Origin of the sequence: uncultured Porticoccus sp., assembly GCF_913061305.1 — a bacterium.
Lineage (GTDB): Bacteria > Pseudomonadota > Gammaproteobacteria > Pseudomonadales > Porticoccaceae > Porticoccus.
In genome coordinates this window covers 1-12301 of the sequence record NZ_CAJXST010000013.1, presented here as the reverse complement: position 1 = coordinate 12301, position 12301 = coordinate 1, and the positions used below count along the sequence as shown (strand labels likewise).

The 12301-nt window shown below is 49.8% G+C and carries 13 protein-coding genes; 1 reads left to right on the top strand and 12 read right to left on the bottom strand.

All coding sequences use genetic code 11. The features are described 5' to 3' along the window. Nucleotides 1-106: 106 nt before the first annotated feature. The 4 genes from QZ516_RS12485 to QZ516_RS12470 are packed head-to-tail and all read right to left on the bottom strand — an operon-like array spanning nucleotide 107 to nucleotide 3980. A complete protein-coding gene (locus QZ516_RS12485) occupies nucleotides 107-1252 on the bottom strand; it encodes a c-type cytochrome (protein WP_297190403.1) in 1146 nt (381 codons plus the stop codon). 7 nt (nucleotides 1253-1259) lie between these two features. Continuing rightward, complete coding sequence (locus QZ516_RS12480) at nucleotides 1260-2264, bottom strand: PQQ-binding-like beta-propeller repeat protein (protein WP_297190400.1); 1005 nt, start codon at nucleotides 2262-2264, stop codon at nucleotides 1260-1262. A gap of 57 nt (nucleotides 2265-2321) precedes the next feature. Next, nucleotides 2322-3677 carry a porin gene (locus tag QZ516_RS12475; protein WP_293615417.1) on the bottom strand — a complete coding sequence of 452 codons (1356 nt, stop codon included), beginning with the start codon at nucleotides 3675-3677 and terminating at the stop codon, nucleotides 2322-2324. Nucleotides 3678-3713: 36 nt separating this feature from the next. Further along, nucleotides 3714-3980, bottom strand: a complete 267-nt coding sequence (locus QZ516_RS12470; RefSeq protein ID WP_293615418.1) for a hypothetical protein — start codon at nucleotides 3978-3980, stop codon at nucleotides 3714-3716. Between the two features lie 180 nt (nucleotides 3981-4160). Here QZ516_RS12470 and QZ516_RS12465 point away from each other — a divergent pair, with 180 nt between their 5' ends. Continuing rightward, on the top strand, nucleotides 4161-4847 hold the full coding sequence (locus tag QZ516_RS12465; protein ID WP_297190396.1) for a S24 family peptidase: 687 nt from the start codon (nucleotides 4161-4163) through the stop codon (nucleotides 4845-4847). A gap of 158 nt (nucleotides 4848-5005) precedes the next feature. On the opposite strand, the gene QZ516_RS12460 is transcribed toward QZ516_RS12465, so the two are convergent. From QZ516_RS12460 to QZ516_RS12425, 8 genes are all read right to left on the bottom strand, one after another. Continuing rightward, on the bottom strand, nucleotides 5006-5575 hold the full coding sequence (locus tag QZ516_RS12460) for a carboxymuconolactone decarboxylase family protein (RefSeq protein WP_297190393.1): 570 nt from the start codon (nucleotides 5573-5575) through the stop codon (nucleotides 5006-5008). A 203-nt stretch (nucleotides 5576-5778) separates the two neighbouring features. Beyond that, entirely contained in the window at nucleotides 5779-6366 is a 588-nt protein-coding gene (locus QZ516_RS12455; protein ID WP_297190390.1) for a TetR/AcrR family transcriptional regulator, read from the bottom strand. Between the two features lie 66 nt (nucleotides 6367-6432). Then, nucleotides 6433-7446 carry a GTP 3',8-cyclase MoaA gene (gene moaA / locus QZ516_RS12450; protein ID WP_297190388.1) on the bottom strand — a complete coding sequence of 338 codons (1014 nt, stop codon included), beginning with the start codon at nucleotides 7444-7446 and terminating at the stop codon, nucleotides 6433-6435. Nucleotides 7447-7622: 176 nt separating this feature from the next. After that, on the bottom strand, nucleotides 7623-8177 hold the full coding sequence (locus QZ516_RS12445; protein WP_297190386.1) for a molybdenum cofactor guanylyltransferase: 555 nt from the start codon (nucleotides 8175-8177) through the stop codon (nucleotides 7623-7625). A 127-nt stretch (nucleotides 8178-8304) separates the two neighbouring features. Beyond that, on the bottom strand, nucleotides 8305-8745 hold the full coding sequence (locus tag QZ516_RS12440) for a c-type cytochrome (RefSeq protein ID WP_297190383.1): 441 nt from the start codon (nucleotides 8743-8745) through the stop codon (nucleotides 8305-8307). A gap of 107 nt (nucleotides 8746-8852) precedes the next feature. After that, on the bottom strand, nucleotides 8853-9812 hold the full coding sequence (locus tag QZ516_RS12435; protein WP_297190378.1) for an alpha-L-glutamate ligase-like protein: 960 nt from the start codon (nucleotides 9810-9812) through the stop codon (nucleotides 8853-8855). After that, a complete protein-coding gene (locus QZ516_RS12430) occupies nucleotides 9809-11335 on the bottom strand; it encodes an inactive transglutaminase family protein (protein WP_297190376.1) in 1527 nt (508 codons plus the stop codon). The genes QZ516_RS12435 and QZ516_RS12430 overlap by 4 nt, the downstream gene beginning before the upstream one ends. A gap of 6 nt (nucleotides 11336-11341) precedes the next feature. Continuing rightward, complete coding sequence (locus QZ516_RS12425) at nucleotides 11342-12004, bottom strand: ATP-dependent zinc protease (RefSeq protein WP_297190373.1); 663 nt, start codon at nucleotides 12002-12004, stop codon at nucleotides 11342-11344. Between the last annotated feature and the right edge of the window lie 297 nt (nucleotides 12005-12301).

Here is a 12301-nt window from a genome sequence, read left to right as displayed (position 1 = left end):
AACAGGCGGAATCCTTACCCGATCGAGCCTGGATCCCGCCCTCACCTATTATCTGGTCAATAATTCACACTGTTACTTTACCAGTTGAAACCCTTCCATAGAGAGGTTAGTGACCAGAGGCATCGACATGTGCCGCCCCTCCATGCGCCTGCTGACGGATATAGTGCCGCAAGTTCTCAAGATCCTCATCACTGAGGGTGTGGAACCTAGGCATACCGTTTACGAGAAGAGTGCCATCGCGAACAACCGATTCGAACGCTTTCTTGTCCAGAGGGATGGCAGAAGCACGGAGATCTGGCCCTTTAACACCACCCGAAACGGCACCAGCACCATGACAACTAATACAAAGGTCGAGGGCATACACGCCAGCACCAGCAGCGGCTTTTTCCTCATCAACTTTGAATTTCATATCAACGATCGGCTTGGCAATTTCAGGAGCAGGCTGTTTTGGAACATCAACCTTACCGTCCAGCGAAAACGCAATCATGCGGCGCTGATGAAGTCCATACTTCCAACCATGGCCTTCAAAACCCACGTCACCAGAACCCTGAAAGTTGGAGGTATACCCACCACCAGGACCGATCATGATGGCAACCATTTGTTTTCCATCGAGCTTATAGGTGATCGGTGGTGAGGAGATACCCAGACCGGCGTCATACGCCCAAACCACTTCACCATTGCGGGCATCGTAGGCCTTAAACTTACCGTCTGGCAGCCCCTGAAAGACAAGGTTACCGGCCGTAGTCAGTGTGCCGCCAGCCCAAGCAAATGGCTGTTCTACTTCCCAGACACGCTTCTGGGTCACCGGGTCCCAGGCCTGAAGCGATCCAAGAGGCTTACCCGGCATGGTCTTCAGAGCAGCTCCGACACCAAGCCCAAACCTAAATTTAGTGGCCCGAAAGCTCGTATCTGTATCCTTACCCGCATCTGTGAAATCCACTGATAAATGCATAGACGGGATAAAGGCCAATCCCAATTCTGGATTGAAGGACATGGCGTGCCAGTTATGCCCACCCCAGAAAGATGGGTAGATATTTTTCTTTCCATCAGGGTAATAAGAGCTTTCTGGTATCACGTGCCGCTGCTTTTCGAGATCGAATTTTGTTGACCAATTGGCTTCCACGTACTTTTCAGCAGACAAAACCTTGCCATTGGTACGATCGATCACATAGAAGAACCCATTTTTGGGTGCATGTATCGCAGCCTTTACATCTTTACCATCAATATTAAGATCGGCAAGAACGATATCCATATTCGAGTTATAATCCCAAGTATCGCCGGGGGCATGTCTGGACATGCCACTTATACTTACCAGTGTCAGCATCAAGCGCCACAACAGAACTCAGAAACAGGTTGTCACCGCCTTCAGGGCTACGAATTTTTCTATTCCAGGGAGATCCATTACCGGTACCAAATATGATTTGGTCAAATTCCTCATCATATGTCCATGCGTGCCAGGCGTTACCACCACCACCATGCTCCCACCATTTCCCGGTCCAGGTTTTAGCCGCCATTTCCATCGCTTCGTTTTCAAACCCGTCAGCAGGGTTACCAGGAACAAGGTACCAGCGCCAGAGCTTCTCACCGGTCTCAGTATCATAAGCCGTTACAAAACCACGCGTGGGACCCAGTTCCGTGCCGCCATTGCCAACAAACAACTTGCCGTCAAATGCTTTGACATGGCCGGTAATGTTCAATTGTGAATCTATGGGGAAGGTTCTGGTTTGCCAAACTTCTCTACCATCTTTTCTCGTGATGGCCACAATACGACCATCCCAAGTAGCGATATAGAGCTTGTCACCATAGGTTGAAAGACCTCGACTGTTGCCCCAAAACACACGACGCATACTGTTGTCTAGTACCTCTTTAGCAACTTTAGGGTCGTATTCCCAGAGCTTCTTACCTGTGCGAGCATCAATCGCTCGAACAACGTTTAAGTGGCCTATATGGTACATAACACCGTCAACAACCAACGGTGTACTCGTCATGTCGGTTTTGTCCGGAATGTCAAAGTACCATTCCGGTTTGAGTTTGCCGACATTCTTTACGTTGATATCTTTAAGCGGACTAAACCTCTGTTCCGAGTGTGTCCGCCCATAGGCAAGCCAATCGGCTGTATTGGATGTTTCGTTAATTTCTTTGTCAGTTATATTTCTGGCATGGTCGGCCGCTACTGTTACTGTGGATAGCGTCATGGACAGCAATGTACCCATCACACAAACCGTGGCCAGCTTCCTGGTCTTTTTAACACGAGAAATATTCATTTGTTTAACTCCCTTCCTTGTATAGGATTATTTTTATTGACGAGGTCCGCATGGGGCTTAGAAGAAGTAAGTGACGCCCATTGAAAACAGATTAAGCTCATCGACATCGTCATAGATTTCTTCTACAGCATCGGTTCCCTCAACATCGACATCCAGCTGCTCATATTTCATATACACAATCATCTTGCTACCGAAATATTGCTCTAACGCCATACCGGTACGAGTCAATTTAGAACCTGTCACACCTTGCTCTCCAAGCAGTGCACTGTATTGATCATCATATTGTCCATACTCGGCATAAAAGGCCGTATCACCCAGCTTGTTCCAACGCTTACGGATGCCCAGCTTGGTGTAATAGGCATTATTCTCATCCTCTGCGAACTCAGAGACATCACCACTGGCCTCTTCATGCTGCCAGGTAAATGAACCAAACAAGCCTGTTGCTGTATCCATCAAACCCATCTGCATGGTCAGCATTTCTGTTTCTGTATCACCCAATGACACAGAAGTAACATCTACCAAAACAGGATCTCCACCGGCCGTCATCCCGGTATCTACACCAGCAACTGTGGTTACTGTTCGCTCAGCAACATTTGCACCGCCATCGGCGTTATAGGCATAACCGACATGAAACCTCAGCTCCATATCACCAACTTTGTCACTGTATTTAGCAGCAATGTCATAGATGTCATCGTTTGCATAACCGACGGCAATACTAACGGGACCAAAAGCTGGAAGGTCATACCGAACACCATTGCGGTAAACCCCATTACAGTCGATTCCAATACCCAAGCCATTTAGCGTCATGCATTGAGCAAAGCTACCCCAAGTTGCTCCGCCTTCTAACAGGCCAGCACCCTCCGCGCCGCGGATAAAAAAACCGGAGCCACGAAACAAGGCTCCGACACCTGACCAAATAGTCATTGAGGGATCACCCAACACACCTATGTTATCTGTCGGCATGCTCTGCAAACCAATGGTAACCTTGCCCCAGCTACCTCCAATGAAAATACTGCTTCCAAGCAATCCGATATCACCACCATTAAAAGAATCCAGATTATCCTGGTTGGAAAAGACAAGCGGTGTAATCTGGCCACTTTCAATGCCATCCAGAAAGTTTGGATTACCGGAGAAGGGTTCGATAGTTACATCAAAACCCGCATTCAATTCTCCCGGCAGAGTTGCCGAGCCAGAAAAGGTAATCCGACTACCTAACGTAGTACCATTATCGGAGATCTGAACCGCATCACTACCTTCACCATCATCGTAATAAGATATGCTCTCATTAATCCACCCGGATATATTCCATGATGGATTGATACCTTCATCAGAAAAGGCAATTAGCGGAAAATGAACAAAAAAGCATATTAGAATAAAATTAATAGATAATTTTTTATTATTTAAAATAATCATATTTACAATATCCTTATAATTGATAAATTATTATTTTTAAAACACTTCTGAAATTATTTTATTTATATCCATAAATATTTCCGGATACCTGACAAGGCTTTCCCTGGGAACCAGATCAAGCCTTCCATCAGATTTTTTTGCTATTCGCCCAGACACTATTTCTATTTTTATTGCTAACAAAGCGCTGGCAAAACGATGCTTCCCTGCCAGCTGATAAAGGTATGAAACTGAGTTGTTACATACCTCCGCCAATTCAGCCCTCTCCCTTTTACTGGCTCTCTTCAAGAACTCACTTAGCTCCATGCGCAACACTACCTTTAGCTCCATGCTCAACAACATTAGCTTTAAGTGCAAACCAATTCAATATTGTTTTAGCACAATTTGTTTATCAGAATGCTAAACTGCCGCCCAAGCACTGCCCAAACACTGCTAGAATTGCCAACAACTAAAAAAACATGTATCAGCACACTCAGCAGCAAAGTCATGTCGACAACACCCAGAAATAGAAAGCTGCCATATATCCGACGGCAGAACCTAGAAGCCCTGATTTCAGAAGCTGGATCAGCGGTCACGCTCGCCAGGCTAACCGGTACAAACAGCTCCTACCTAAGTCAAATTCGAAACCAAACGCCGACCCAGAATGGCACGCCCAGGCAGGTAGGAATCAATTTGGCGGAGAAACTCGAAAAGGGTATGAACAAACCCATGGGATGGATGGATGAACCTCATACGTTTCACGCGATTAACCATAGAAAGCAAACCGCATACGAGGACTTCCAACTAAGATTTTTACCCTTATTTTCATGGGAAAACCTCGCCCCATCACGGCAAGAACACGGTCACCCTGACGCAGATCGTCTACCATGCCCTTGCCCCTGTAGCGAACAATCTTTTGTTCTATCTATGGATAGCTGCAGTATGGAGCCGGCGCTTTACGAGGGGGAAATACTCTTTGTAGATCCAGCTGTAGACGCCGAACCAGGCAACTTTGTCATTTTTTTTGACCCATCGGACAAGCGGTTCAAGTGCAGACAACTCATCCAGGACAGTGGTCATTTATACCTGATGGCGTTAAACCACGACTGGCCAAACAGAATTTTTGAGCTTAATAAGGACACAACAATTCATGGTGTTGTCATTTTTAAAGGCCGGTATTTAATTTCGATGTAAGTTAACTTCCGAGAGGTTTATTGGCGTTCAGCCTATTAAACTTGACTCTTAGCTTGTGCCTATTGTGGGCTCTTTCCTCCCCGAGATTGTGCCAGATAGCGTTGACAACAAGGGAGGGCAAGGCAGAGGAGAGAGTCTCCTCTGCCAGCTACACAGGCTTATCCTACCCAACGATAGTCGGCAAAGACCTCATCCAGCTCAGTATGAAACAGGTGATTGCTGTAGTTGCTCAGCGTTTTCACCGCTATCGCCACAATCAATTCCAGCACTTGCTGTTCGGTATAACCTGCGGCCAGAAAACACTCCACTTCTGCACGTGAAGGAGCACCCCGTTTGTTCAACATGGTGACCACAAAGTCGTGCAATACCTGCAATTTCGGGTCATCAATTGGTGCGTTGTTGCGTATGGACTCCGTCACGTCAGCGGGAACCCCCGACATTTTGTCCGCAATCATGCTGTGTGCACCCATGCAGTAGTCGCAACCGTTTTCACGGCTTATGGTCAGAAAAACCACTTCCTGTTCTGCTGGCGAAAAGGTGGCTTCCTGCCGGAATAACTGATAACCATCCAGGTACATCTTCAGCATGGAAGGCGCATTGGCCATCGTGGCGTACATGTTGGGAAGAAAACCAAAGTTATTTTTTTGTTCGGTTAAAATATTTTTTATTTCCTCTGACGCTGAATTCAGCTCCACTGCCGGTTGTGACATTTTGTATTCAGATTTCATGGTATTTACTCCTGATATGGACTTTACGGTTCAAAATAGGGCAAAAATTTTTACGTTTATTTGCCAGTTACTCAAAAATACAGCTATTGATAGCCCCCCTCGAAAAATGGCCTTTATAACAACCCAAGTGAGCCACCGATGCTTTTCACAGGTTTTTTTACGAAAGCCATTAAGGACCTATTGGTCCTTTAATCGGCAAAAAATTATTTGATGGTATCCATGATCAATGCCACCACGGGTTCTAGGTCATGTTTGTCGACACCGGCTTTGACCATGGTCCGCAGACCACTTGCCCCGGAAAAATAGAAATTCACCAGGCTCTCAAGGGAGGCAGACGAAGCAATGTCTCCCTGTTCCACAGCAAGTTCCATCGCGCGGCGAAAAACTTTCAATACTGCACCGGCACCCTCTGCTACGGCCAGCTGCACCTCGGGAATCCGCTGACAAAGCTCACTGGCGGTATTAACCAGCAGGCAGCCCTTGCGACCGGTTTTCTGTTGAGCTTCTGCAACAATGTCTTCAAGAAATTCCCGGAGAAATCCCTTGGCGGAATTATTCGCAGCCAGTTTTTCCTCCAATTGAACAACCATGCTTTGCCGGTAATGGTCCAGGCATTGAATAAACAGCTGCTGTTTGTTGCCAAAGGTCTGATAAAGACTGCTTTTGGATAAGTGCATGACACGCAGCAAGTCCTGGAGAGAAGTCGCCTCATAACCCACCGCCCAGAATTGCCGGGTCGCGGATTCCAGTGTGCGATCAATATCAAATTCTCTTGGTCTGCCCAGATTCATAGACGAATTATGGACCAATCGGTTCCGTTGTCAACTGTCGGTGATTATTGCGGCACGCCAAAATTCTCAGCCACCGGTAGCATTCATGAAGCGCACTACCTGTGGCCGATCCGGATCGTAAAAATGGTGTCGTTCCGGCTTGATGACCATGGCCTCAACAATGGCTTTTTTGAGGATATCCATATCGCCGGGGTGAGAGCGAATCACCGCCCGCAGATCCACTGAGTGCTCGTTGCCGAGGCACAACAACAACTGCCCTTCACAAGTCACTCGCACACGGTTACAACTTTCACAAAAATTGTGCGTGTTAGGGGAAATAAAGCCGATCCGGCTGTTGCTGCCGGGTATTCGGTAATATCGTGATGGCCCGGGGGATGTTTCTGCACTGGCCATTAAAGGGTAAAAGCTACTGATCCTGGCTCGAATTTCCTGACTGCTGACGAGTTCGCTCTGACGATCAGACCGGCTTGTCACCCCCAGGGGCATCTCCTCAATAAAGCTGATATCCAGGCCGTGTTCCAGGACAAACTCCAGCAGCGCTATAATTTCGTCATCATTCTGGCCACGCATGATCACCGTATTGATCTTGACCCGCTCAATACCGGCCCGCTGGGCGGCCGCAATACCACTCAGGACACGGTGCAATTCACCTGTGCGGGTAATCGCCGCAAAGCGCAGCGGTTGCAGGGAGTCGAGGCTGACATTGATGCGTTTGACACCGGCATCAACTAATTCCCCCGCAACCGACTCAAGCCTTGCACCGTTAGTGGTCAGCAGCAATTCGTTCAGCCCCGCCAATTTACCCAGGCTGTGTACCAGTGACATCAGATTGCGCCGCACCAACGGTTCGCCACCGGTAATACGGATACGACTTACACCCAGTTCGACAAACGCCTGACCAACAAATGCCAGTTCTTCCAGGGTCAGCAACTGCTGACGAGGCACGAAGACCATGTCCTCCGCCATGCAGTAGACACAGCGAAAATCACAACGATCTGTCACCGACAGGCGCAGATAGTTGACGACCCGGCCAAAGCGGTCGGTCAATACGGTTGATTTGCTGTCAGGCATGGGCGGCATAAACAAAGCCAATTAATAGGGATATCTGGAGCGTACCCGATCAAGACATCAGGTCAAGTCCGGAATACGTTCACCAGGCCGTTGGCTGATTACCTTATCGGGGTATCGGTTACGTTTTGGCCATCACAGAGCACGGCCACTCAGCAGACAGCCACATTGACATGCCTTCTGAGCCCTCAATCGAGGTTATCCAGCATCTTCACCACTCGCTGCCACTCCTCGGGCGTATTGGCATTAAGCAGCGCATTGGCATCCACTATGGGCAATTGTCGACCATGCAGTGCAGTAAGCATCCGCTTCAACGAACGCGGTTGATCGCAGCCCTCCGTAAAAACTTTATCGAGGTAGTCCCGCAGGGCCTGTGTGACTGGCAGGTACAGCGGCAGATAACAATCCTCATAACAGACAGGTACACCAGCTTTCTCGCCCTCCTCCAACAATACCCCCAACACTGTTGTGGTCAACAGTGGCATATCGACAGGAAGGACCAATAATTCAGAAGGCTGTATGGTTTGCAGGACAGAATAGATAGCTGCCAGGGGGCCGGCCCTGGGAATCAGGTCGGGTATGCCTGAAGAACCGCCCGCCACGACCACATCAAGGCCAAGCTCAGAAAGTAACGCCTGATTAAAATCTTTCATCGTCTGGTGGTTGCGCTGCAAAGAGGCCTTATCTGAGCCCATTCGCGTTGACAGTCCTCCAGCCAGAATTAAACCACTACAGGTATGCATGGCACTCGACATTCAGGTTATGAAAATGAACCAAAACAGGTTCTTTGAGATACTAGCACTCGGGCACAAAGCCCGCAGCCATAAAAAAACCGCGCCAATAGCGCGGTTTTTATCATAAAAGAGCCGATTATTTACTCTTCTCCAGGATATAGTCCACAGCTGCTTTAACCTCGTCATCGGAGCAATCCATACACAGGCCTTTCGCCGGCATACCGCGAATCCCGCTGATGGCATTGGCATAGAGTACATCCATACCCTGATCAATACGGGGCGACCAGTCACTGGCCACACCGGTTTTTGGTGCACCACCTGCTCCACTGGAGTGACAGGCAACGCACTTGCTGTTGTAAATATCTTCTCCGGAGCGAGGCCCAGCTGAGGCAACTTTGGTCGGTTCAGGTACGTTACCCGCCAAAACCACTTCACCGGCAGGTGCGAGACGCTCGGACATGTCCTTCTCTTGCTGGGCAGTCAGCTGCACTTCCTGCTCCTCAGAACCGCAACCGGCCATACCGGCGACCAGCAGCAAAGCAGCGCCAAACACACTCAGCTTTTTCAATTGGTTCATTTTCGTCTCCATTTTTGCGTATTAACGACCAGATTCAGTGCGTTATTATAACGCATAAACTTCCGGGGTGAATGTTGTTTGGGGTTAAAGTTCAAAGCCGGAAAGGGTTATACCTGATCCGGTTTCTGAGCGAACATTGTTCTCGCCAGTTCCGTCCGCTCAGCGATGGACCGATCAACAGTCTCAAGCCGATCTATGGCTTGCAAGCGTTTTGCCAACCCGGCCTGATTGGCAATCTGTATGGCCAGACCCGGTCTGGCGTTGAGCTCGAGAATCATCGGCCCCCGGTACTTGTCGAGCACAATATCCGCACCGAAATAACCCAAGCCAGTCATTTCGTAACAACCACAGGCCAGGTTGAGAATTTCCTGCCAATGGGGCAACTGCAGGTGCTTAAAGCCAATACCGGTATCGGGGTGCGTATCGACTCTGACGTTGTTCTGAACCGCACAGACACTAAAACCGCTTTCGATGTCCAGCCCAACGCCCACGGCACCCTGGTGGAGATTCGCTTTACCATCCGAGGCATGGGTTGCACAGCGCATCATCGCCATCACTGGAAATCCCCGATACACGATCACCCGGATATCCGGAACCCCCTCGTAGCTGAAATCACTGAGCAGGGGATCAAAGACAATCATGTCTTCAATCATTGCCACATCCGTTCGCCCGCCAAGACTGTAGAGACCGCTGAGGATGTTGGAGGTATGACGCTTCACATCGCGCAGATTAATCACTGTACCGGAGGACTTGACGAACTCCTGAGCTCGGCGCTCACAAATCACCAATATCCCCTTGCCACCACTACCCTGAGCAGGCTTGATTACAAAGCGCTCCAGCCCCTCAAGCATCTTTTCCAGATCCTGTATTTCGTGCTGAATGGAGAGGACACCAAATAGTTTCGGCACACGCATACCGTGGTCCTGGGCCAGGCGTTTGGTTTTCAGCTTGTCATCCACCAACGGAAACCGGTGGCGTTCATTGGCGGCACCAATGTAATCGACGTTGCGGCTGTTCATACCCAATACGCCCAGCCGACGCAATTCACCTGGAGAAATGAATTTCACTGCCAGTCCTTCCTCAGATAGCGGAAACGATACAACTCTGACAGACGGTAACCCGTGTATTTACCCAACAACAGCACCACGCCCAGCAGACTGATCATCAACTCGGGGAAATTAAATGTCAGGTGTGCCACCAACTCCATGGTCATCAACAGGTAGGCGAGAATGGCCGCCAGCAGACTGCCACCACCCTGAATCAACACTTCGTGTGCGCCCTCCTCTTCCCATAAAATCGACATCCGCTCAATGGTCCAGGACAGAATGATCGTCGGCAGGAACGTCACGGTGAGGGCCTGTTCAAAGCCCAGCTTGTAGGTAACGATGCTCAAAGTGGCCATGATCAGGATCACCAGTATGACCACAGCGGTGATCCTCGCCACCAACAAGAGATTGAGATGGGAGAGGTAGGAGCGAATCCACAGCCCGGCACTCACAACAGTCAGAAAGATCACCAATCCGGTAATTAGCGAAGTTTGAATAAATGCCAGCGCAATAAGAATCGGCATGAAGGTACCCGATGTGCGAATCCCCACCATCACCCTGAGCAGCACCACCACAAGGGCACCCACGGGCAGCAGTAACAAACCTTTGAACATGCCCTGCTGCTCCACCGGTAGGGCATAAATCGAGAAATCCAGCATCAGTTTGTCCCCTGCCTGTTGCTCCATGGACAACACGGTTTTGACAGGCAGGGTATTTTTAACGATGGCAAATTCCAGCTGCGAGCTGGTGCCGCCGATCACATCGAGCACGAACCGCTCACCCCGCTGCCAGACAAAAAAGTTATCGGGCAAACCGGGCTTCGCTGTAGCGGGATCGAACAGATACCAACTACCGTTATCAAACACCTCCAACAGCGTCGACATTTGCTGGCGGCGGCGACCGTCTTCCAGATACACCCCTCGCACTCGCTGGGAGGGAATCCCGGCAAAAGAGAGTACATCCATGGCCACGGTCAGATCAGTTGCCTCACGGGTATCAAACAAAAACGCTGCATCCTGATCCATCCCGCCCTGGGCCAGCTGCTGCAGCAGTAGTGCCGTAAAGCTGACCGGACCGGAGGAGCGTTCCCGCAAGCTGGATACCACGCGCTCCATGGCGGTCCGCCGGTCAGCGCTGAGCTCAGGAGGCATCACCGAAGGTACCGGACTGGCCCCCAGCCCTGAGGTGTCCGCACGATAAACCTGCAACTTGTAATAGAGTGTCGTGGGGTGCTCCTGGGACTGGCGGGTCCACTTTGCCTGCCGCTTTCCCGCATCATCCTCCACCGAAAAACCGAACCCCGAGGAGGCAAAATATTCGTCGAGCATCACCCAGCCCGCCTGGGTTTCCGGCAGTGCCAGAGCAATTTCCACCGGGCCGTCACCCGGATTGAAGGTGATCTTGGACTCCAGTGTCCAGACATCCTGCTTTTCACCGGGCAACAGGGGGAAGTCCAGCTCAATCGTTTTATACAACGTTAATCCCAGACCGACAGCGATCAATAGACCTGCCACCAGTGAAATTTGCAGTTTGGAAGACATCATGGCTAATTACTTCAGTGTATGTTTGCGACTGACGTCGATAATGGCGGTATCCGTCAGCAGGTTACGGCCAACCAGAAAAGAAAACTCAAAGTCTTCACGATCGGAAAGGGTTACTTCGATATTCTCTTTAATCTCGCCCATGGTTATCCAGAGCTTCACTACATAGCGACGCTCCGGTTCACCAACTTTTCGTTTGATCAATACTGTGCGAGCCAGCTTTTGCTCCAGACCGATAGGTTCACCTGTTTTGGGATCGGGAATGACAAACCGGACAAATCGAATGCCATCCCTCTCTATCATCTGGATATTCTCCGCATGAATGGAGGAGGTTTCAGCCCCGCTATCAACCCTAGCCTCCAGCTTGATACCGGGTGGGTCAACAAAGACATTCTCGATTTCCCCAATAATCGGCAGGTTCAACTCACCTGCAGTGGCGGGCACCGTCTTGATCACAACCTTTTCAACGACTTTGGGTTCGGGACACATCACCGCCGGCACCTTGCAAACCGGACAGGGGGGCGGGGCAGGGCACAACGGATCCACAGAGGTCGCATCCACTTTGGGCTGATCTTCGCCCACACTAGTCGCTGACTCACTCTGCGGTTGCACCTGGGTGCAGCCGGCAAGAACAAGCAATCCAACAATACTGACAAGTAACCCAACTCTCACGGATACAACACTCCTTGAACAGACAAATCACTAAACGATACCCTGCAGGAATTATTTTCCAGATACCGTCCATTTTTTACAGATGAGCGAGACTGCCAGAAAAATAGACTAACGGACAGTGACGCTATATCATGGCGCCCGCTCAGATAACCTTATCCATATCAAAATCGTCGTACAGTATAGCGGTATCGTATCGACTAACCCAGAAGCGTAATGGGTCTACAATTCAGATAGTCAGCAACGCACCCGTAGCTCAGCTGGATAGAGCGCTGCCCTCCGGAGGCAGAGGTCAGAGGT

Coding starts and splice junctions, on each gene's coding strand:
- QZ516_RS12485 (WP_297190403.1), bottom strand. CDS start 1,252: ATGGATATCGTTCTTGCCGATCTTAATATTGATGGTAAAGATGTAAAG.
- QZ516_RS12480 (WP_297190400.1), bottom strand. CDS start 2,264: ATGAATATTTCTCGTGTTAAAAAGACCAGGAAGCTGGCCACGGTTTGT.
- QZ516_RS12475 (WP_293615417.1), bottom strand. CDS start 3,677: ATGATTATTTTAAATAATAAAAAATTATCTATTAATTTTATTCTAATA.
- QZ516_RS12470 (WP_293615418.1), bottom strand. CDS start 3,980: ATGGAGCTAAGTGAGTTCTTGAAGAGAGCCAGTAAAAGGGAGAGGGCT.
- QZ516_RS12465 (WP_297190396.1), top strand. CDS start 4,161: ATGTCGACAACACCCAGAAATAGAAAGCTGCCATATATCCGACGGCAG.
- QZ516_RS12460 (WP_297190393.1), bottom strand. CDS start 5,575: ATGAAATCTGAATACAAAATGTCACAACCGGCAGTGGAGCTGAATTCA.
- QZ516_RS12455 (WP_297190390.1), bottom strand. CDS start 6,366: ATGAATCTGGGCAGACCAAGAGAATTTGATATTGATCGCACACTGGAA.
- moaA (WP_297190388.1), bottom strand. CDS start 7,446: ATGCCGCCCATGCCTGACAGCAAATCAACCGTATTGACCGACCGCTTT.
- QZ516_RS12445 (WP_297190386.1), bottom strand. CDS start 8,177: ATGCATACCTGTAGTGGTTTAATTCTGGCTGGAGGACTGTCAACGCGA.
- QZ516_RS12440 (WP_297190383.1), bottom strand. CDS start 8,745: ATGAACCAATTGAAAAAGCTGAGTGTGTTTGGCGCTGCTTTGCTGCTG.
- QZ516_RS12430 (WP_297190376.1), bottom strand. CDS start 11,335: ATGATGTCTTCCAAACTGCAAATTTCACTGGTGGCAGGTCTATTGATC.